At 71.1% G+C, this 20,228-nt stretch carries 14 protein-coding genes and 1 tRNA gene; 9 read left to right on the top strand and 6 right to left on the bottom strand.

Annotation, left to right across the window (positions count from 1 at the left end):
* Positions 1-73: 73 nt before the first annotated feature.
* From IAI59_RS10540 to IAI59_RS10525, 4 genes are all read left to right on the top strand, one after another.
* The gene (locus tag IAI59_RS10540; RefSeq protein WP_207416513.1) at positions 74-1,654 is read left to right on the top strand and encodes an ABC transporter substrate-binding protein; all 1,581 of its coding nucleotides are present in this window, start codon (positions 74-76) and stop codon (positions 1,652-1,654) included.
* Complete coding sequence (locus IAI59_RS10535) at positions 1,654-3,483, top strand: CocE/NonD family hydrolase (protein WP_207416512.1); 1,830 nt, start codon at positions 1,654-1,656, stop codon at positions 3,481-3,483. The genes IAI59_RS10540 and IAI59_RS10535 overlap by 1 nt, the downstream gene beginning before the upstream one ends.
* Positions 3,484-3,546: 63 nt before the next feature.
* Positions 3,547-5,352: an AsmA family protein gene (locus IAI59_RS10530; protein ID WP_207416511.1), complete on the top strand. Its 1,806-nt coding sequence runs from the start codon at positions 3,547-3,549 to the stop codon at positions 5,350-5,352.
* 15 nt (positions 5,353-5,367) lie between these two features.
* The gene (locus IAI59_RS10525) at positions 5,368-6,621 is read left to right on the top strand and encodes a BaiN/RdsA family NAD(P)/FAD-dependent oxidoreductase (protein WP_207416510.1); all 1,254 of its coding nucleotides are present in this window, start codon (positions 5,368-5,370) and stop codon (positions 6,619-6,621) included.
* Here the strand turns inward: IAI59_RS10525 and IAI59_RS10520 are convergent.
* The gene (locus tag IAI59_RS10520) at positions 6,618-7,844 is read right to left on the bottom strand and encodes a metal-dependent hydrolase family protein (protein ID WP_207416507.1); all 1,227 of its coding nucleotides are present in this window, start codon (positions 7,842-7,844) and stop codon (positions 6,618-6,620) included. The two genes, IAI59_RS10525 and IAI59_RS10520, sit on opposite strands and share 4 nt — an antisense overlap.
* 112 nt (positions 7,845-7,956) lie before the next feature.
* On the opposite strand from IAI59_RS10520, the gene IAI59_RS10515 reads away from it, so the two are divergent.
* Complete coding sequence (locus IAI59_RS10515) at positions 7,957-8,937, top strand: Bug family tripartite tricarboxylate transporter substrate binding protein (protein ID WP_207416505.1); 981 nt, start codon at positions 7,957-7,959, stop codon at positions 8,935-8,937.
* A 45-nt stretch (positions 8,938-8,982) separates the two neighbouring features.
* On the opposite strand, the gene IAI59_RS10510 is transcribed toward IAI59_RS10515, so the two are convergent.
* Both IAI59_RS10510 and IAI59_RS10505 read right to left on the bottom strand, forming a co-directional pair.
* Positions 8,983-11,286, bottom strand: coding sequence for a mechanosensitive ion channel family protein (locus tag IAI59_RS10510; RefSeq protein WP_207443785.1), 2,304 nt, complete (start codon positions 11,284-11,286; stop codon positions 8,983-8,985).
* A 150-nt stretch (positions 11,287-11,436) separates the two neighbouring features.
* Positions 11,437-12,573 carry a mechanosensitive ion channel family protein gene (locus IAI59_RS10505; RefSeq protein ID WP_207416501.1) on the bottom strand — a complete coding sequence of 379 codons (1,137 nt, stop codon included), beginning with the start codon at positions 12,571-12,573 and terminating at the stop codon, positions 11,437-11,439.
* 324 nt (positions 12,574-12,897) lie between these two features.
* Between IAI59_RS10505 and IAI59_RS10500 the strand changes: the two genes are divergently transcribed.
* Positions 12,898-13,089: a hypothetical protein gene (locus IAI59_RS10500; RefSeq protein WP_207416500.1), complete on the top strand. Its 192-nt coding sequence runs from the start codon at positions 12,898-12,900 to the stop codon at positions 13,087-13,089.
* 14 nt (positions 13,090-13,103) lie between these two features.
* Here IAI59_RS10500 and IAI59_RS10495 read toward each other — a convergent pair whose 3' ends face one another.
* Complete coding sequence (locus tag IAI59_RS10495) at positions 13,104-15,596, bottom strand: PAS domain S-box protein (RefSeq protein WP_207416499.1); 2,493 nt, start codon at positions 15,594-15,596, stop codon at positions 13,104-13,106.
* 316 nt (positions 15,597-15,912) lie between these two features.
* Between IAI59_RS10495 and IAI59_RS10490 the strand changes: the two genes are divergently transcribed.
* The 3 genes from IAI59_RS10490 to IAI59_RS10480 are packed head-to-tail and all read left to right on the top strand — an operon-like array spanning position 15,913 to position 18,217.
* Positions 15,913-16,629 carry a hypothetical protein gene (locus IAI59_RS10490; RefSeq protein ID WP_207416498.1) on the top strand — a complete coding sequence of 239 codons (717 nt, stop codon included), beginning with the start codon at positions 15,913-15,915 and terminating at the stop codon, positions 16,627-16,629.
* Positions 16,629-17,042 (top strand): phage holin family protein, encoded by a 414-nt coding sequence (locus IAI59_RS10485; RefSeq protein ID WP_207416497.1) that lies wholly within the window; start codon positions 16,629-16,631, stop codon positions 17,040-17,042. The genes IAI59_RS10490 and IAI59_RS10485 overlap by 1 nt, the downstream gene beginning before the upstream one ends.
* The gene (locus IAI59_RS10480; protein WP_207416496.1) at positions 17,039-18,217 is read left to right on the top strand and encodes a DUF3618 domain-containing protein; all 1,179 of its coding nucleotides are present in this window, start codon (positions 17,039-17,041) and stop codon (positions 18,215-18,217) included. Before IAI59_RS10485 ends, IAI59_RS10480 begins: the two co-directional genes overlap by 4 nt.
* A 93-nt stretch (positions 18,218-18,310) precedes the next feature.
* On the opposite strand, the gene IAI59_RS10475 is transcribed toward IAI59_RS10480, so the two are convergent.
* Positions 18,311-18,386, bottom strand: a tRNA-Glu gene (locus tag IAI59_RS10475).
* Between the two features lie 82 nt (positions 18,387-18,468).
* Complete coding sequence (gene recJ, locus IAI59_RS10470; RefSeq protein WP_207416609.1) at positions 18,469-20,187, bottom strand: single-stranded-DNA-specific exonuclease RecJ; 1,719 nt, start codon at positions 20,185-20,187, stop codon at positions 18,469-18,471.
* Positions 20,188-20,228 lie beyond the last annotated feature (41 nt).

Below are 20,228 nucleotides of genomic sequence, written 5' to 3'. Positions count from 1 at the left end.
CCACCCGAATAGCGCTTTCAGATTGGTACCAATCGGGCTTAGCCTGGGCCGGTCCTCTTGAAAGGCCAGACCCATGCGTGCCCCCTTTGTGCTGCTTGCCGCGCTGCTGGCCGGCATCGCCCCCGGCCGGCCGGGCATGGCCCAGACGCGAGACGAGATCCGCATCGGGCTGCAAACGGAAACATCCTCCATCGACCCGCATTTCGCCCTGGTCGGTGCCAACCAGACGGTGGCCCAGCACGTTTTCGACCCGATGCTATCGGCCGACCGCGCGCTGCGCCCGGTTCCGGGCCTGACCAGCGTCAGCAACCCCGAACCCGACATCTGGCAGTTCACCATCCGCGAAGGCGCCCGCTTCCACGACGGCACGCCCGTGACGGCGGACGACATCCTGTTTTCGCTGGAGCGCATGCCCAAGGTGCCCGGCAGCCCCGCACCCTTCATCCGCATGCAGGCGGCGGTGACGGAGGTGCAGGTGGTCGATGCCCGCACCATCCGCCTGCGCTCGCGCGGCACGGACCCGGCGGTGGTGCTCAATGCCATGACGGCCTACGTGGTGCCCGCGCATGTGGCGCGGGATGCGACGACGGCGGACTTCAACAGCGGCCGCGCGGCCATCGGCTCCGGCCCCTGGCGTTTCCGTGGCTGGCAGCCGGGCACCGCCATCGCCCTGGACCGCAACGACGACTACTGGGGCGAGAAGCCGGACTTCGCGCGCGCCAGCCTGCGGCCGATCGCCAACGATGCGGCCCGCCTGGCCGCATTGCTGGCCGGCGACCTGGACCTGATCGACGCCGTGCCGCCGGGCGAGCTGGCGCGGCTGCGGAACAACCGCTCCGTCGGTGTGTCGTCTTCCACCTCGTCACGGCTGATCTACCTGGCGCTGGACCAGTCCGGCGACACGACGCCCTTTGTGTCCGGTCGGGACGGCAGGCCGCTCGCGCACAACCCGCTACGCGACGCACGGGTGCGGCGCGCATTGTCGGCTGGCATCAACCGCCAGGCGATCGTCGATCGCATACTGTCCGGCGCCGCCCGGCCGGCCGGCCAGCTCGCGGTGGAGGGCCAGGTGGGCTTCGCGCCGGACCTCGCCGCGCCGGCCTTCGATGTGGCGGAGGCCAAGCGGCTGCTCGCCGACGCCGGCTTCCCCGACGGCTTCCGCATCACCCTGCATTCGCCCAACAACCGCTACATCGAGGACGACAAGACGGCCCAGGCCGTGGCGCAGTTCTGGACGCGCATCGGCATCGAAACACGGGTGGAGGTGATGCCCTCCAACGTGTTCTTCACCCGCGCCGGCAAGCGGGAGTTCTCCGCCTTTCTGATCGGCTTCGGCCACACCACCGGCGACAGCTGGCTGGGCCTGTCCCAGGTGCTGCGGACATACGACCAGACGCGCGGCTACGGCGCCCTGAATCGCGGCCGCTATTCCAACCCGCGCTTTGATGCGCTGATCGATCAGGCACGCGGCATCCCGGATCTCGACCAGCGCGGCGCGCTGCTGCGCCAGGCGCAGGAGATCGCGTTCCGCGACGATGCCGGCATCATTCCGCTGCACGTGCCCAACAACACCTGGGCGCACCGCAACGGGCTTTCCTACGAGGCCGGGCTGGATGAAAGCACCCTGGCGCAGCACCTGAAGGTCGTCCGCTGATGCACAACCGCATCGAACACATGGTTCCCTGCCGCGACGGCGTGCGGCTGGCGACGGACGTCTACCTCCCGCAGGGCGATGGCCCCTTCCCCGTCATTCTGGAACGCACCCCCTACGGCAAGCGGGAGGTTTCGCGGTCCGAGCGCACTGCCGCGGACCCGAGCCCCGCCAAGCGCGAGGAGATCGCGCAGCACTTCGTGTCGCACGGCTACGCCGTGGTGTATCAGGACTGCCGTGGCCGCTACGGCAGCGAAGGCGAGTTCGTGAAGTACCTCGCCGATGGCGAGGACGGCTTCGACTGCTGCGCCTGGATCGTGGAGCAGCCGTGGTGCAACGGCCGCATCGGCACCATGGGGCTGAGCTACGCCGCGCATACCCAGGCCAGCCTGGGTTGCCTGAATCCACCCGGGCTCGCCGCGCAGATCCTGGACTCCGGCGGCTTCTCCGACGCCTGGCAGGGCGGCATCCGCCGGGGCGGTGCCTTTGAGCTGAAGCAGGCGACCTGGGCCTTCAACCAGGGCCGGCTGGCGCCGGAAACCCTGGCCGACCCGGTGCGCGCCAATGCCTTCGCGGCCGAGGACCTGCATGCCTGGTTCGCCCGCTGGCCCTGGAAGCCGGGGCATTCCCCGGTGCGCCATGCGCCGGACTACGAGGACTACCTCTTCGAGCAATGGACGGAGGGCGCCTTCGGACCCTTCTGGCAAAAGCTCGGCATCTTCGCGATGGGCTGGCACGACCGCTACGCCGACGTGCCGATGGTCCACATGTCTTCCTGGTACGACCCCTATCCCCGCACGGCGGTGGAGAACTTCACCGGGCTGCGCGACGCCGGGCGGGGCACGCCCTCGCTGATCCTCGGCCCCTGGACCCATGGCAACCGCAGCCAGACGGCCTTCGGCGAGGTGGAGTTCGGCCCCGATGCCACGGTCGATTCCTGGGCCGGCGACTGGCGCGCCTTTCGCCTGCGCTTCTTCGACCGCTGGCTGAAGGGCGTGGCCAACGGCGTGGAGGCGGAGCCGCGCGTGCGGGTCTTCGTCATGGGCGGCGGCAGCGGGCGGCGGAATGGCGCCGGGCTGCTGGAACATGGCGGCCATTGGCGCGAAGCATCCGACTGGCCGTTGCCCGGCACCGTGTTCACCGACTTCCACCTGCAGCCCGATGGCGGGTTGCGTCCCGAGCCGCCCGCCGCCGATGCCGTGCCGATCAGCTGGACCGCGGACCCGGCCCACCCGGTGCCGACGATCGGCGGCGCCATCACCTCCATGGAGCCCTTGATCTCCGGCGGTCCCTATGACCAGCGGGAGCGCGAAGGGATGTTCGCCCACCGCGCGCCGTTCCTGCCCCTGGCGTCCCGCCCCGACGTGGTGGTGTTCCAGACCGCGCCGCTGGACGCGGACGTGACCGTGATCGGCCCCGTGGTGGCCGACCTTTGGGTGGCCAGCGACGTGCCGGACACCGACATCACCGCCAAGCTGGTGGACCTGCACCCGCCCAGCGGCGACTACCCCCAGGGCTTCGCGATGAACGTCACGGAAGGCATCCTGCGTCTGCGCTACCGCGACGACCGCGAAAACCCCCGCCCGCTGCAGCCCGGCATGCCGGTGCGCGTGACCGTGGAGCTGTTTCCCACCGCCAACCTGTTCAAGGCCGGGCATCGCATCCGGCTGGACATCGCGTCCTCGGAGTTCCCGCACTACGACCTCAACCCGCAGACCGGCGAGCCGGAAGGCGCTTGGCGGCGCATGCGGGTGGCGGAAAACACGATCTTCGTGGATGCCGCACGCACCTCGCGCCTGGTGCTGCCGGTGGTGCCCGCGACGACGGAATGAAAAGTTCAGGGGGGCAGCGGCATTGATGCTGGCGGCGATCATGCCGCCGCAAGGAAGTCCCCGGTGCCACGCCGCCTCGCCTGGATACTGCTGCCCTTGTTCGCCGTGCTCGTTGCCGGCTGGCTGTTGTTGGGGAAGGCCGATCTCGGCCCGCTGGCCGCCCGGGCCGGCGGCGCCTGGCTGGGGCGGCCGGTGGCCTTGGGCTCGCTGCACCTCACCCCGGGGCGGTGGATCGCGCTGCGGCTGACCGACGGCCGGCTGGAGGGCCTGCCGGGTGGCGCCCCGCTGTTCCAGGTGGGCCGGTTGCAGGCCGAGGTGGATGCCCTTTCCCTGCTGCGCGGCCCCGTGATGGTCCGCCGGCTGGAAGCCGATGGGCTGCGCCTGACCCTGGAGCGCGATGCCGCCGGCCGTGGCAACTGGGTGTTCGGCGACCCGGCGACCACGGCCGGGACGAGCAATGGCCGCGCCGGATTTCCCACCCTGCCGGCGGCCATGCTGCGCGATGCCGCCCTCGATTACCGCACCCGCGCCGGCAAGCTGCTGCATGTGCGGCTGGCCGAGGCCGCGCTCCATGCCGCGGACCCGGCGGCGCCGGCCCGCCTGACGGCGCAGGGGCAATACAATGATGTGCCGGTGACGCTGGATGCCGCGTTGGGCTCCTTCGATGCCCTGCACGACGCAGCGCATCCCTTCCCCGCCGAGGTCGCGTTACGGTCCGACGGCACGGCGCTGAACTTCCGTGGCAGCCTCACCGATCCGTTGAACCTGGATGGCGCCGACGGGACGCTGGCGCTGGACGCCCCGGACCTTGCCGCGCTGCTGCGCATCGCCGGCACGCAAACCGAGGACCGCACGCCGCCCCTGCGGTTGACCGGCACCCTGCAGAAGCAGGGCAACCGGTGGCACTGGTCGGCGCTGGCCGGCGCGCTGGGCCCCGCCGCCATTGCCGGGCAGTCGCTGACCCTGGTGGAAGGCCAGGATGGCGCCGCCGACGCGGTCACGGCCGTGCTGGACTTCGACCGCCTGGACCTCGACCGCCTGCTGGCCGGCGATGGCGGCAGCGGCGCCGACGTCACCCTTGCCGTGGACCGGGCGCCCGGCACCCTGCTGGACCTCCGCCTCACCGCCCGGCGGCTGGATTACGGCGCGGTATCCGCCACCGATGCCCGCCTCGCCGCCACGCTGCGGCCCGGACGACTGGCGGTGGAGCAACTGGCTTTGAACTACCTGGGTGGCCACATCGCAGCCAGCGGCCAAGTGAGCAACGAGTACGTGCAGGCCGATGCCCAGGCGAACGGCGTGCAGGCCAGTGCGCTGCGCCGGCTGCTCGGCCTCGGCGACCTGCCGTTGTCGGGTGCGCTGGATGCGCGCGCGGCGCTGGAAGCGCGGGGCGGCACGCTGAACGCGGCGGCGCGCGCGGCCCATGCCTCCGCCGTGGTGCGAATGCAGGGCGGCGGCATCGGCCGACGGGTGCTGGAGCTGGTTTCCACCGACATCCGGGGCCTGTTCCGCACGGCCGGGGGCAGCAGCCCGGTCAGCTGCCTGCTGGCGGTGGTGGACCTGCGGGGCGCCGAGGCCACGCTGGCACCGCTGCGGCTGCGGGCCCGCGACGGCACGGTCAGCGGCCACGGCACGGTCGACCTGCGGCGCCGGCGCATCGACCTGACCATCGGCACCGAACCCGCCACCACCGGCACGCTGGCGCTGGACGTACCCGTACGGGTCAGCGGTGCGCTGGATGACCCCAGCATCCGCCCGGCCATCTGGACGGCGGAAGGCAGGGCCGCGCTGAATGCCGCCGGCGCGGTGAGCCGCCTGCTACCGGCGCTGCGTCCCTTTGCCCGTGAAAGCCCCTGCCTGTCGCGTTAGGCCGGACCGCCATGCATGGGCGAAATTCCACTCCGTCCCGATCCGGGCCATAAGCACGGCGTGCAAGCAGAACCCCCCTTCGCCGCCGTGCTCGGCGCCGGCCCCGCCGGGCTGATGGCCGCCGAAACCCTGGCCGCCGCCGGCCATGCCGTGCGGGTGTTCGACCGCATGCCCTCGCCCGCGCGCAAGCTGCTGATGGCCGGGCGCGGCGGGCTGAACCTGACCCATTCGGAACCGTTGGACGCCTTTCTGCCGCGATACGCCGGTGCCGAAGCGGTGCTGGCCCCCGCCATTCGCGCATTTTCGCCGGAAGCGCTGGTCGCCTGGGCCTCGGCGCTGGGGCAGGACACCTTCACGGGCAGTTCCGGGCGCATCTTTCCACGCGCGCTGAAGGCCTCGCCGTTGCTGCGGGCCTGGCTGGCACGGCTGGACGGGCTGGGCGTGCAGGTATTGCCGCGCCATGAGTGGCGGGGCTTCACGCCCGATGGCGCGCTGCGACTGGACACGCCGCAGGGTGAGAAGACGATCCGCCCCGCCGCCACGGTGCTGGCGATGGGCGGCGCATCCTGGCCGCGCCTGGGGTCGGATGGCGCATGGGCCGGGCAGTTGCCGGGCGTCGAGGTGACGCCGTTCCGCCCCGCCAACATGGGCTTCCGCATCGGCTGGTCGGCGGTGTTCCGGGACAGGTTCCAGGGCACGCCGCTGAAGCGCATCGCGCTGCGCTTCGGCGAGCGTAGCGTGCGGGGCGAGGCGGTGGTCACCGCCCAGGGCATCGAGGGCGGCGCCGTCTATGCCTTGTCCGCCCTGTTGCGAGACGCCATCGCGAGGGATGGCGACGCCACGCTGCTGCTGGACCTACGCCCCGACCTCGGCCTGGGTGATCTGGCGTCGCGGCTGGATGCGCCACGCCGCGGGCAGTCGCTGTCCACGTTTCTGCGCAAGGCGGCGGGGCTGCCGCCGGTCGCCATCGGGCTGGTGCAGGAGGCGCTGCACAATGGCGCCGCCGGGACAGCCCTGGCCGAGCTGGTCAAGGCCGTGCCGCTGCGGCTGCTGGCGCCGCAGGGGCTGGACCGCGCCATCTCCTCGGCCGGCGGCATCACGCTGGCAGAGCTGGACGGAAACTTCATGCTGCGCGCCCGCCCCGGGCTGTTCGCCGCCGGCGAGATGCTGGACTGGGAAGCACCGACCGGCGGCTACCTGCTGCAAGCCTGCATGGCCACCGGCCGTGCCGCCGGGCTGGGGGCCGTGGCCTGGCTGGCGGCGCGCTAGCCCAGCACCACCCGCCCACCCTTCATCACGAAGCCGACGCGGCGCACCAGCCCGATGTCCGCCCGCGGGTCGCCCGGCACCGCCACCACATCGGCCTGCAGGCCCACCGCTAGCCGGCCAATGCGGTCCTGCATTCCCAGCGCCTCGGCCGCCGTGGCGGTGCCGGCGAGCAGCGCCTGCTCCACCGTCAGGCCAGCATCGACCAGCTGCTCCAGCTCCATCGCATTGGCCCCGAGCGGCGAGCCGGGAGGACCCACGAAGTCGGTGCCGGCGGCCATGCGCACGCCGTGCCGCAGCGCGTGCTGCAAGGACCGCCGCTGCGCCTCGCGGTGCCGTTGCCAGCCGGCCGCCACCGCCGGGTCGGGATGTGCCAGCCGCAGTACCGGCAGCGACAGGGTGGGCACCAGCATTCGCCCCTCGCCCGCCAGCCGCCGCGCCGTTTCGTCGCCGATGCCGTGACCGTGCTCGATGCTGTCCACGCCGCAATCCAGCGCCTGCCGCACGGCGGCCTCGCCGATCGCGTGGCTGGCGACCCGCAACCCGTTGCGGTGCGCTTCCTCCACCAGCACCGCCATCTCGCCGTCGCTGTAGGCAAGCCGCAGATGCGCGGGGTCGTCGCCCCAGGGGCGCAGCAGATCGGTATGCTCGCCCACCGAGCCGCCGACCTTGATGAAGTCCGCACCCTGGCGGATGCGCTCGCGCACCCGCTGCCGGCAGGCGTCCGCGCCGTCCGCGTACATGCCAAGCCCTTCCACCCAGCTTTGCGGAAAGGACACCGCGTCCCAGGTGCCGGCGCGGGCACAGATGAACTCCCCGGCCGCGACAACATGTGGCCCCTCGATCAACCCTTCCCGCACGGCGCGCGCGAGGGACGGCCCCAGCGGCCCGCCCAGGCACCGCACGGCCGTGATGCCCTGCCGCAGCATCCGCTGCAGATCCGCGGCGGCGCGCGTGGCGCGATACGCCATCGGCCAGTTCCACAACGCCGCCGGGTCGGACAGGTCGAGGCCCCACAGGTGCAGATGCGCGTCGATCAGGCCCGGCAACAGCCATTGGCAGCCCAGCTCCCGCACCACCGCCCCTTCGGGCGGCGGCCCGCCACCGGGATGGCCGATCCAGCGCAGGCAGCCGCCGGCGACATGCAGCTCCGCCGGCGCCACCACGCGTCCGTCGCCGATCCAGGCGCCGGCGGCGCGCAGGATGATGGTGGGCTCATGCAGCATGGACGCGGCGCTCCCCGGTTCGTTGCCGAACGGTATGGAACGGGCCATGCCGCTCGTCCATAAACCGCTGCAGGGCGCCCGCACGAGTCGCCGCTTCAGGGAAGAAACAGCCATGCCCATCACCCGACGCCACGCCCTCGCCACAGGCCTTGCCCTGGCGGCTCTGCCGGCATCCCGCGCCCGGGCGCAGGACAGCTACCCGAGCCGCCCCGTGGCGGTGATGGTGCCCTTCGCCCCCGGCGGCTCCACCGACTTTGTGGCGCGGCTGCTGGCGCAGACCCTGTCCGCCCGGTTCGGGCAGCAGTTCGTGGTGGACAACCGCGCGGGCGCCAGCGGCACCGTGGGCATGTCCTTTCTCGCCCGCGCGCGGCCGGATGGCTACACCCTCGGCGTGGTGCCGAACGGCACCTTCGCCATGGCGCCCTTCATGTTCGAGAAGCTGCCTTACGACAACGACAAGGCCTTCGCGCCCGTAGGCATGCTGGCGACCAACGCGATGTTCATCTGCGTGGCCCCCGGCGCGCCCTTCCGCACGCTGCAAGACCTGATCTCGGCGGCCAAGCAGAAGCCGGGCGGCATCAGCTACGCCTCGGCCGGCTCGGGCGTCGCCAACCACCTGGGCGTGGAGCTGATGCTGGACATGGCGGGGGCGGAGATGCTTCACGCGCCGTATCGCAGCGGGGCGCAGGGCGTGCAGGCGGTGCTGGGCAAGGAGGTGGTGCTGTCCTTCGTCGATTCCGTCACCGCCGTGCCGTATCTCCGCTCCGGCGAGCTGCGGGCGCTGGCGGTCACCAGCGCCGAGCGCAGCAAGGAAGCGCCCGACGTGCCGACGGTGGCCGAAAGCGGCCTGCCCGGCTACCGCGCTTCCACCGACTTCGGCCTGTTCGCGCCCGCAGGCACGCCGGAGCCCGTGATCCGCAAGCTGGCCGAGGCGTCCCGCGCCGTGATGCTGTCGGGCGAGGTGCGGGAGAAGCTGGCACCGCTGTCCATCGACGTGGTGGGCGGCACGCCGGAGGAGTTCGCCCCCTACGCCGAACAGGAGCGAGCGCGCTGGGGCGCGCTGATCCGCAAGCGCAACATCAAGCCGGAGTGACGCCCCGGCGGCGGCGCCCGTGACGGGCGCCGCCGCCGTGGATCGTCAGGCGCCGATGTCGGCTTCCAGTTCTTTTTGCGCATGGGGCGGCAGCACCATGACGGAGGAGCGCGGCGGGGTGAGCGGAATGCCTTCCTCGTCGAAGCGCCGCTTCAGGCGGAGGTTGAAGGCCCGGCCGACGCCCCATTGCTTCAGGGCGCGGGTCTTCAACCCGCCCATGATGGTGATGCCGTCCGGCGTGAACTGGTCGACGCCCCAGATCTCCAGCCCGGTGAGCATGTCGGACGAATAGGCCGGGTCGTCCCGCAGCCCCTGCCCGATCTCCTTCATCACTTCCATCACGCGGTCCAGGTTAGCGTCGTAGCCCACCACCACCTTGACCGTGTAGACGCCCAGGCCGCGCGAGCGGTTCTTCAGCGCCTTGATCTGGCTGAAGGGGATGGTGTGCAGCGCGCCGTCGCCGTCGCGGATGCGCACGGTGCGGATGGTCAGGCTTTCCACCGTGCCGTTGCGGTCGCCGGTGTCGATCGTGTCGCCCACCGCGATGGTGTCCTCGAACAGCATGAACAGGCCGGTGATGACATCCTGCACCAGCTGCTGCGACCCGAAGCCGATGGCGACGCCGAGGATGGAAACCGAGCCCAGCAACACCGTGACGTTGACGCCGAGGTTGCTCAGCACCGCGATGATGGTCAGCACCACCAGCACCACGAAGGCGAAGTTGCGCAGCAGTGGCAGCAGGGTGCGCGCCCGGTTGGAATGATCCCGCGCCCGGCCCGAATGATCCTTCGGCAGCAGGGCGAAGTCGACGATGGTGTCCAGCGTCGCCCAGCTGATCCAGCCGATCAGCAGCACGCTGGCGATGGAGATGATCGGCCGCGCGATGGCCAGCCCGACGCCGGCGCTGAACCAGGTGACGGCATCGAAATTCCAGATGCGCAGGGCGACGATCAGGATCACGACGCCGGCCACGATGCGCAGCAGCTGCCGGGCCGTTTCGAGGTACCGCCATGTCAGCCGGCGGGCCAGGCCGCCCCGGCCGTTGTTCATGTGCGACGCCAGCTTGGCCAAGCCGCCGGACATCGCGAAGGTCAGCGCCGCGATCACCGCGATGGCCGCGACGGTGATCATCGCCCGCCCGATGAACGAGCCGCCGCCGACCCCGAACAGCCGGGAGATCAGGTGCCCCACCACGATCAGCAGGCCCAACAGGTGCCAGTTGGCGGCCAGCCGGGCACCCAGCACCTTGTGCAGCTTGCCGTCCCGCGCCTGCTCTCCGCGCGTGTCGCTCAGCAGGCGCTGCACGCCGCGGCGGCGGTTCAGGATGAAGATGATGGCGACGATGCCCAGCGCGGTGTCCACGATAAAGGTCAGCACCGCCGCGACATCCCAGCCCAGGGTCCAGCGCAGCTCCGGGGCGCGGAGCATGGTGCTGGCCACGGACAGGGCGGCCAGCGCGCCCAGCCAGGGCAGGATGCGCCGCTCGGCATAGGCGACGATGCGCCAGCCGCGCAGCGGACCCAGCAGAAACAGCAGCGGCCCGCCCAGGCGGATCGCCAGGCTGCCGACCAGAAACGGCAAGGCCACGGCCAGGAACAACCGGGCGCTGTCGCCGGAACGCGGCAACACGGCGGGCCAGGCCAGTACGACGGCGACGGCCGGGATCCATGGTGCCAAGCGGCGCGCGGCATCCAGCCCGGCGTTGCGCCACAGATGGCCACGGCGTTCCGGCTGAAAGCGGGTGCCGGGGGGCAGCGGCCGCAACCAGGGCAGCATCCTGAGCCCGTACAGCAGAACCGCGGCCAGGGCCCAGCCAGCGCCGGCCCAGAGAAGGAACCCCACCGCGTTGCCGCTGGTCACCGCCGTCACCAGCCGGCTTTCCGCCTGGGTGGCGGCAGCGGCGATGCGGCCGGTGATGCTGCCGCTGGTCAGCTGCTCGCGCACCGTTTCACCGATGTCGGTCAGGCCCACGGCGACGGCGCCCAGCAGCCCGGCCTCGGGCGGCACCTCTTCGGGCTGGGTGGCCGGTGCGGCAGCGCCGCCTGCCGGCGACGTGGCAGCGGGTGCCGTGGCAGCAGGTGCCGTGGCCGGGGCTGGCGCCGTGGCGGGCGCTGGCGTGGCAGGCGCAGCCGGCGCGGCGGGTGCGGCCGCGCGCTGCGCCAGGCTGCTCCGCAACTGCTCCAGCTCCGCCACGAACGCGGCCCGGCTGTTGTCGTTCTTCAGCGTTGCCAGGATGCCGTCCAGCGCCGCCACGGGGTCCTGCGCCCGGGCGGCCGGCGCCGCGCCGGCGGCCGGGGCCGGCGCGGTGGCTACTCCCTGCGCGAGGGCGGCGGCTGGCAGCAGCAGCACGAGCAACAGCAGGACACGGTGTAGACAGCGAAGGCGGGCGTGACCGGGCACGGAGCATCCTCAGGCAAGTGAAACAATCAGGTGGCGATGTCCTAGCACAGCCGCCGCCGGGCTTGGATGCCCGGCGGCGGCGCGTGCCAGAGGTGCAGTTCAGAAAGCACCCTCGGCGGCGGCGACGCGGCGCGCCTTGGGGCTATCCGCCGGCCCGGGGCCGGCATCCACTTCGGCGCGGCCGCGTGGCAGGGCATGCGGGTACTCGGCCTGCAGAAAGGCGATCATCTTCTCACGCACCTCGCAACGCAGGTCGAAGGCGCGGCCTGCGTTGCTGGCGCTGACCAGCATGCGGATCTGCATGGTTTGCGGCGTCAGCTCCGTCACCTGCATGTTGACCACGCGGCGGTCCCAGATCGGCGAGGCCTCGGCGATTTCCTGCAACCGGCGGCGCATGGTGGCCACCGGGGCGGTGTAGTCGACATGCAGGAAGGCGGTACCGATCAGGCTGGCACCCTCGCGCGTCCAGTTCTGGAACGGGTGCTCGATAAAGTAGCTGAGCGGCAGGATCATCCGCCGCCAGTCCCACAGGCGCACCACGACATAAGTGGAGTTGATCTCCTCCACGTTGCCCCATTCGCCTTCCACGATCACCGCGTCTTCCAGACGGATCGGCTGGGTGACGGCGAGCTGGATGCCGGCGACCAGGTTCTTCAGCAGCGGCTGAAGTGCCAAGCCCAGCACGATGCCGGCGGCACCGGCGGACGCCAGCAGCGACACGCCGTATTGCCTGACTCCATCGAAGGTCATCAGCCCGGCGGCAACCGTGATCACGACGATCAGGATCGCCGCCACGCGCTGCAGAATGCGCGACTGGGTGGTGTGCTTGCGGGCGAGGAGGTTGTCCTCGGAATCCAGCTTGAACCGCCGCAGGTAGATGGTGGTCCAGATGTGCAACACCGTGCGCGCCACCCAGCCCACCAGCCCGATAAAGCAGACCAGCAGCAGATGGCGGATCGCGTCGCCCTCGGTCGGCGTGAGGGGCGCGACGGATGCCCCGAAGCCCAGCGCGAAGATGATCAGCGAGAAGCGGATCGGACCTTCCGTGCGCTGAACGAGGGAGCGCCAGAACAAATCCCGCGGAGCGACAAGCCGGGTGGCGGCCCGAAACAGGACCCGATGCGCGCCGAGCGCCAGCAACACGCCGGCGACAAGCACCAGGAGGCTGACTGTCCAGTTCGGCAGCCAGTCGATCGAAGCGACAACCCGCCTCGCGGCAATGGCAGCGTTTTCCAAAAAGCCTCCCTTTCGGCGATGCGGCGGCGGTTCCCCTGATTTTGCTGTTGTCGGGTAATGCCGTGCTGCCGCACCTGTTGCGTGCGTTCAGGCGCAAACAGGATGCGAGCATGACTTTTAACGTGAAAAGCACGTGACAAACCATTGCAGAGAAAGATTTTTTGCTGATGCTACAGGGTTCTAGGCTCTGACACATCGCGCCGCACTGCAACATCACGCCTGCGTGTTGCTTGGCCCTGGTGGCGGGGCCTGACGATCGTCCGCGACCCGAAACCGTGTCGCGCCATGGCGCATTGAACCCGGGTATCCAGCAAGGACGTCGCCATGACCCCGCACGCGCAGGCACCGATCTCGCCGGACGATCCGCCAATGCCGATGCCACCGACCAACCCGCCACCGATGCCGGAGCCGCCCGAGCCGCCGATCCAGGACCCGCCCGGGCCGGAAGAGCCGATCCCCGGCGAGGATCTGCCGCCGATCGGCGACCCCGCGGGCGGCACGCCCATGCAGATGTAGGAGGCCGGCCGCCCCTACCCGATCAACGACCGGATGCGGGCCGCCAGTTCTTCAATGGCGAAGGGCTTCGACATCACCTGCATGCCGGCCTGCAGGCGGTCCGGACTGAGGATACCGGTTTCGGCGAAGCCGGTGATAAACAGTACCTTCAGGTCGGCCCGGTGTTCACGGGCCAACTCGGCCATTTCGCGCCCGTTCATGTCCCCGGGCAGCCCGACGTCGGACACCAGCAGGTCGATCCGCGCGTTGGACCGCAGCAGGGACAAGCCCGCCTCCGCGTCCGCAGCCTCGATCGCCGTGTAGCCCAAGTCGGTCAGCACCTCGGCGACCACCATCCGCACAGTCGGTTCGTCGTCCACCACGAGCACGGTCTCCACCGCCGCGGCGGCAGCCGGGCTGCGGGCAGCGGGAGATGGCATCAGCGGCTCGGCGATGCCCTGGGCCCGCGGCAGAAACAACCGCACCGTGGTGCCGCGCCCGGGTGCGGTGTCGATCTCGGCGGCGCCGCCCGACTGACGTACGAAGCCATAGATCATCGACAGGCCAAGGCCCGTCCCCTGCCCCAGCGGCTTGGTCGTGAAGAACGGGTCGAAGGCCTTGGCCGCGACGTCGGCGGTCATGCCGCTGCCGGTATCCTCGACGCTGAGCATCACGTAGTCGCCATCCGCCAGGTTGAGCGCGGTGGCCGCCGCGCCGTGCAGCGCCGCATTGGCGGTCGCGATCCGCAGGCGGCCGCCATCCGGCATGGCATCCCGCCCGTTGATGCACAGGTTCAACAGGGCGTTTTCCAGCTGGTTCGGGTCCACCAGCGTGTTCCACAGCGGCGCCGTGGGCAGCACTTCCAGCGCGATGGAACGGTTGACCGTGCGCCGCACCAGTTCCTCCATGTCCGCCACCAGGCGGTTCACGTCGGTGGGCCGGGGGTCCAGCGTTTGCCGGCGGGAAAAGGCCAGCAGCCGATGGGTCAGCGCCGCCGCCCGCTTCACCGCATTCTTGGCGGTGCCGAGAAACGCATCGACCCCCTGGGTGCGGCCCTGCGCCAGCCGTGACTCCACCAGCTCCAGGCTGCCCGAGATGCCGGCCAGAAGGTTGTTGAAGTCGTGCGCCAGCCCGCCGGTCAGTTGCCCCACGGCTTCCATCTTCTGGCTTTGCCGCAGCGTTTCCTCGGCTTCGCGCAGGCTCCGGGTCCGTTCCTCGACCCGCTGTTCCAGCGTGTCGTTCATCTCCCGCAGCCGCGCCTCGGCCCGCTTGCGCTCGCTGAGGTCGAGCATCGCGCCGATCATCCGCACCGCCTGCCCGGCGGCGTCGCGGATCACGAAGCCGCGGTCGAGCACATCGGCGTAGCTGCCGTCGGCCCGCCGGAAACGGTACTCGCCCGTCCATCCCGTGCCGCTGCCGTCGATCACGGCATGGATGCTGTGGTCCACCGCATCGCGGTCCTCGGGGTGGATGTTGTCGATCCACCAGTCGCCGGTGGCGCCGGTGTCGGCCGGCGTCCAGCCATAGGCTTCCTCCATCGCCTCGTTCCACAGCACGATGTTCTCGCGCAGGTCCCAGTCCCACACCGCGTCGTTGGTGGCGCGCGCGGCCAGGCGGTAGCGCTCGTTCACCGCCAGAAGCGCCGCATCCGCCTGGTGCTGCCGCGTGGAATCGCGCAGCACCAGCACAAAGCCGATGGCGATGCCGTCGTCGTCGCGCAGCGGCGTCATCTCGCCATTGGCCCGGATGCGCGTGCCGTCCCGCCTGAGCAGCCAGCGGGACCCGGTGGCCTCCCCGACGGCCAGCGCCCGGGCCATGTCCTGCGCAGGCGCATCCACCGCCAGATCCTCCGGCGTGAAGATCTGGGTGATGGAGCGGCCATGGATATCGGCTTCCGGCCAGCCCAGCACGCTGCTGGCACCCCGGTTCCAGCCTGTCACGCACCCGGCGAGATCCAGGCTGATGATGGCGAACTGCCCGGTGCTGTTCAGGGTCTGCCGCGTCAGTGCCTGGGCCCGCAGGCGCTCGGCCGCCGCCGCGCGCAACGCGATCTGGCTGACCACCTGCGCCGCCAGGGTCTTCAGCACGAAGCGCTGGCGCTCATCCAGCCCCGCATGGGGCTTGGTGTCGATCACGCACAGGGCGCCCAGCCGGTGGCCGTCCACATCCAGCGGTTCGCCGGCATAGAAGCGGATGCCGGGCGCGCCGGTGACCAGCGGGTTGTCGGCGAAGCGCGGGTCCAGCGTGGCATCCGGCACGATCAGCGCGCCCGGCTCGCGGATGGTGTGCGCGCAGAAGGCGATGTCGCGCGACAGGTCCCGCACGCCCAGGCCGATCTCGGACTTGCCCCATTGCCGGTCGCTGTCGATCAGGTGCACGGCGGCGATCGGCATGTCCAGCAGTTCCGCCGCCATGCGCACCAGATCGTCGAAGGCCTGTTCGGGCGGGGTGTCCAGCAGGCGCATCCGGCGCAGCACGGCCAGTCGCTCTTCCTCGTTCCAGACGGGCACGGGCGGAGGCAGCGTCATGCGGGGTCGTTCCCAAAGAGCGTGGCCGGTGGACACCGCATGCACGCCGGCACGGCCCGGGTGGCATCTCGCGGCGGAGGTGCTTCGGGGCCACCGGCGGCGGATGCGGAAGGCGAGCGGATGCAGCACTGAGCCGTGCTGCCGGTTCTGTCAAATAGGCTTTGGTCACTGCCAGCACGGATGGCGCAGAGCAAAGGGAGTTGTTCGAAACCATCGTTCCTGCGGACGATTGTCACGATGGAGCCTGCACGACCTGATCCGGGGCCGAGCGATCGTCCTCATCCGGGTCGCCGCGTCACTCACCCAGGAGGCCTGCATGAGCACGACCAACGGAACACGGGATTTCGATGATCCATCCCGGCGCGGCAGAGACGGACTGTCCGCCGTGCAGGAGGATGCCGCCGCCCTGAAGCGTGACGTCACGACCGAGGCACGCGAAACCGGCGATCAGTTGCGGGCCGAGGCGAGCGATGTGCTGGGCGCCGTGCAGGACAAGGGGGCCGAGGTCGCGGACGCCGTCAAGACCAAGGCGGAGGACCTGGCCAACCAGGGCAAGGAAGCCGGCGCCGACAAGGCCGAGGGCTTTGCCGGCGCGGTGCGCCGCGTGGCGGACGATCTCGAATCCACATCGCCCGAAATCGCCAAGCACGTGCGCAGCGCGGCCGATTCCATCGAGGGGGTCGCCGGTTCGCTGCGCGAGCGCAGCGTCGGCAGCCTGATCGAGGAGGTGACCGGCTTCGCCCGCCGCCAGCCGGCGGCGTTCTTCGGCGCCGCGGTGCTAGCGGGCTTCGCCGTGTCGCGCTTCGCCAAGAGCTCGGCGACAGGCGTGCCGGCCGCTTCCCCGGCCTCGCCCTCCTCCCCCGCCAAGCCTTCGGGTCTGACGGGCCAGGCGCCGGGCTGGGCGCCTTCCACGCCGGGCCAGGACGCGCGGCCGCTGACGATGTCCGCCGCGACGCTCGGCGGCGCGGCGGCGCACCGCCCCGGCACCGCCACGCCCGGCAGCATGCCGACGATCGATGAGGGGACGCACTGATGCCGTCCGACCTCAACCGAACCACGGCCGCTGACCCGCGCAGCGTGCCGGACCTCCTGGGCGATCTGGTCCAGCAGTCTTCCTCGCTGGTCCGGCAGGAGGTGCAGCTGGCCCGCGCCGAGATGGGCGAGAAGGTCAGCCAGCTCGGCACCGCCGCCGCGTCAATCGGCGTGGCGGGGGCTTTACTGCTGGGTGCGCTGATCATCCTGCTGCAGGCCGTGGTCGCCCTTCTTGTCAGCTTCGGGCTGCAGGCCTGGGTGGCGGGGCTGATCGTCGGCGTCGTCGTGGCGCTGATCGGCTACCTGCTGCTGCAGGGCGCATTGACCAAGATGAAGGCCGCCAACCTGACCCCGGAGCGGACCGTCAACCAGGTGTCCAAGGACGCCACCGTGGCCAAGGAGGCCGTGCGATGAGCGAAACCACAGACCCGCGTGGCCGCACGGCCGCCGAGATCGAGAACGATGTGGAGCGCACCCGCGCCCGCGTGTCCGACACCATCGAGGCGCTGCGCGGCAGCATGTCCCCCAACCAGATCATGGATCAGGTGATGGACTACGCGCGCAGTTCCGGCGGTTCGGAATTCATCCGCAACCTCGGCACGTCGGTGCGCGACAACCCGCTGCCGGTGGTGCTGATCGGCGCCGGCATCGGCTGGCTGCTGCTGTCCAACCAGAACCGCGGGCCGGCCTATCCAGCCACCGCGCGGCAGCCCGACTACCGCGTGCCGGCGCTGCCGGCCCCGGCATCCTCGGCGCAGGAGCCCGGCTTGCTGGACCGCGCGGGCGCGGCTGTGGCCAGTGCAAGGGATGCCGTGGTGGGTGCCGCGAGCAATGCCACGGATGCGGTGGCAGGGACCGCGCGGAACGTCGCCGACGCGGTGGCCGATACGGCGTCCAGCGCCGGGTCGGCCATCAGCTCGGCGGCGGCCTCGGTGGCCGATGGTGCCTCGCAGCTTGGCAGCCAGGCTTCCGCCACCGCCGGGTCCGTGCACGATGCGGCGCGGCGGCAAACGCATGACGCGACGCATACCCTGTCGCAGGGCTACGACGCGACCGCTGCGGGCGCCAACCGTGCCGGTGCGAAGTTCCAGGCAGGTTGGGGCAAGCTGAGCCACGAGCAGCCGCTGCTGGTGGGTGCGCTGGGCCTGGCCGTCGGCGCCGCGCTGGGCGCCCTGCTGCCTTCCACTGAAGCCGAGAACCGGCTGATGGGCGAAGCAAGCGACGCCGTGACCAAGCAGGTCAGCGATACCGCGCAAGAGCAGTACGCGCAGGTCAAGGACGCGGTCAGTGACAATGTCGAGCAGGCCAAGGACGCGCTCGCCGGCGCCTACGAAGATGCGCGCGACACCATCAACAAGGACGGGCTTTCCGCCCATAGCCTGGGCGAGGGCGTGAAGCAGGCGGCAGCGCGCGTCGCGGACGTGGCGACCAAGGCCAGCACCGATCTCGCCGACGTGGCGAAGGGCGCGGTGCAGACCGCGGATACGGACAGCGGGGGAGAGAAGCCCGCCAGCTCCACAACCCCGGCGGCCAACCCGCGGCCCGCCGGCCTGCAGACGCCGACCATCGTGGTACCGCCCAAGGTCTGAACAGCGGCCGGAGCGCCTCGGCGCTCCGGTGGCTTGGCCTGTTCCAGACACGAATAAGGCCCGACAGGCGAAAGCCTTCGGGCCTTATTGGAATGGCATCCCCAACGGGATTCGAACCCGTGTTACCAACGTGAAAGGCTGGTGTCCTAGGCCTCTAGACGATGGGGACAGAACCATGTCCACGCGCTTGCGCGGGCGGCGGTTACTAGCGTGGCATAGGCGGCGCGTCTACCCCTCCCAGACCGGAAATATCATCCCGCCGGTGCCGCGTCCTGCACGTGCAGGCTGGCGGAAACCTCGCCGTTCCAGCGCTCTGCTCGCAACGCGCCGGCGAGGTGCACGGGGGCGCCTCCGCTGTTCAGCAACAGCTCCGCCAAAGGGCCGGCCTTGGCGCGGAAGCATACGGCCTTCAGCCGGCCCCCACTCTCCCCCTGTACAAAGGCGCGCACCGTGCCGCCTTCCCGCCCCAAGCGGTCAGCGCGGGAGATGCGGGCACGCGGCAGCACGAAGACCGGTTCGTCGTTGCCGGCGCCAAACGGCCCGAGCCGCCCGATCTGTTCGGCGAGTCCGGCCGTCGCCGCCGGCACCATCAGGCTGGCGTCCAGGAACAGGTCGGCGGCACCCGGCAGGTCGGCGGCATGGGACAGGCGTTCGACGAGGAAGGCCTGCACCTCCGCCTGCCGTTCCGGCCGGAAAGAGAAGCCGGCCGCCATGGCATGCCCGCCGCCGGTTTCCAGCAATCCCACCTGCCGCGCGGCGATGATGGCGGCGCCCAGGTCCACGCCCGGCACCGACCGCCCCGACCCCTTGGCGAAGCCGTCCTGCAACCCGGCGACGCAAGCCGGGCGGTTGAAGCGTTCCCGCACGCGGCCGGCGACGATGCCGACCACGCCGGGATGCCAGCCCTCGCCCACGATCAGCAGCACCGGCAAGCCCAGCGCCGACTGCCGCTCGGCCTCGGCAAAGGCGCTGCCCAGCACCTCGGCCTCCACCTCCTGGCGGCGGCGGTTCACCGAATCCAGGCGCTCGGCCATGATCCGTGCTTCCACCGGATCGTCGCAGGTGAGCAGCCGCACGCCGAGGTCCGGCTCGCCAATACGGCCTGAGGCATTGATGCGCGGGCCGAGCAGAAAGCCGAGCGTGTAGGCGGACGGTGCGTCGCGCGCCTGCGCCACCTCCAGCAGGGCGGCGATGCCGGCGCGGTCGCCCCGCGCCATGACCTTCAGCCCCTGCGTGACGAAGGCACGGTTCAGACCGGTCAGCGGCATGACGTCGCAGACGGTGGCCAGCGCCACCAGATCCAGCAGCCCGCGCAGGTCCGGCGGCTGGGAGGTCCCGAAATGACCGGACGCGCGCAGCACCCGCAAGGTGGCGACGGCCGCCATGAAGGCCACGGCGGCGGCGCAGAGGTGGCGCAGGCCGGAGCCGCAATCCAGCCGGTTGGGGTTCACGGCGGCGGCCACGACGGGCACCGCGCCCTCGGCCTTGTGGTGGTCCAGCACCACCACGTCCGCCAGCCCGCGGGCCGCTTCCAGCGCCGCATGGGCCGCGATGCCGCAATCGACGCAGACGATCAGCGTCGCGCCTTCCGCGCAAAGCGCGGCGATGGCGGCCGGGTTGGGGCCGTAGCCTTCCTTCAGCCGGTCCGGCACGTAGGGCCGTACGCGGCAGCCCAGCTCGCGCAGGAAGCGGGTGGTCAACGCGGCGGAGCAGGCGCCATCCACGTCATAGTCGCCGAACACCGCCACCTGCTCACCCTGGCGGATGGCCTGGGCGAGGCGCTCGGCGGCGGCATCCATGTCGATCAGCGTGGAAGGATCGGGCATCAGGGCCCGCAGCGTCGGCTCCAGGAAGTCGCGCGCCTGCTCGATGCCGACGCCGCGCGCTGACAGCAGCGTTCCCAGCAGTTCCGGCAGGTCCAGCCGCTGGGCAATGGCCAGGCCGATGCGCGCGTCGGATTCCCGCCACATCCAGCGGCGGCCGGTGGCGCTGCTGGCGACGCCCAGGACGG

This window comes from Roseomonas haemaphysalidis (assembly GCF_017355405.1).
Lineage (GTDB): Bacteria > Pseudomonadota > Alphaproteobacteria > Acetobacterales > Acetobacteraceae > Pseudoroseomonas > Pseudoroseomonas haemaphysalidis.
Note: the sequence above shows the minus strand (reverse complement) of the source record. Positions and strands in the feature narration are given on the sequence as shown.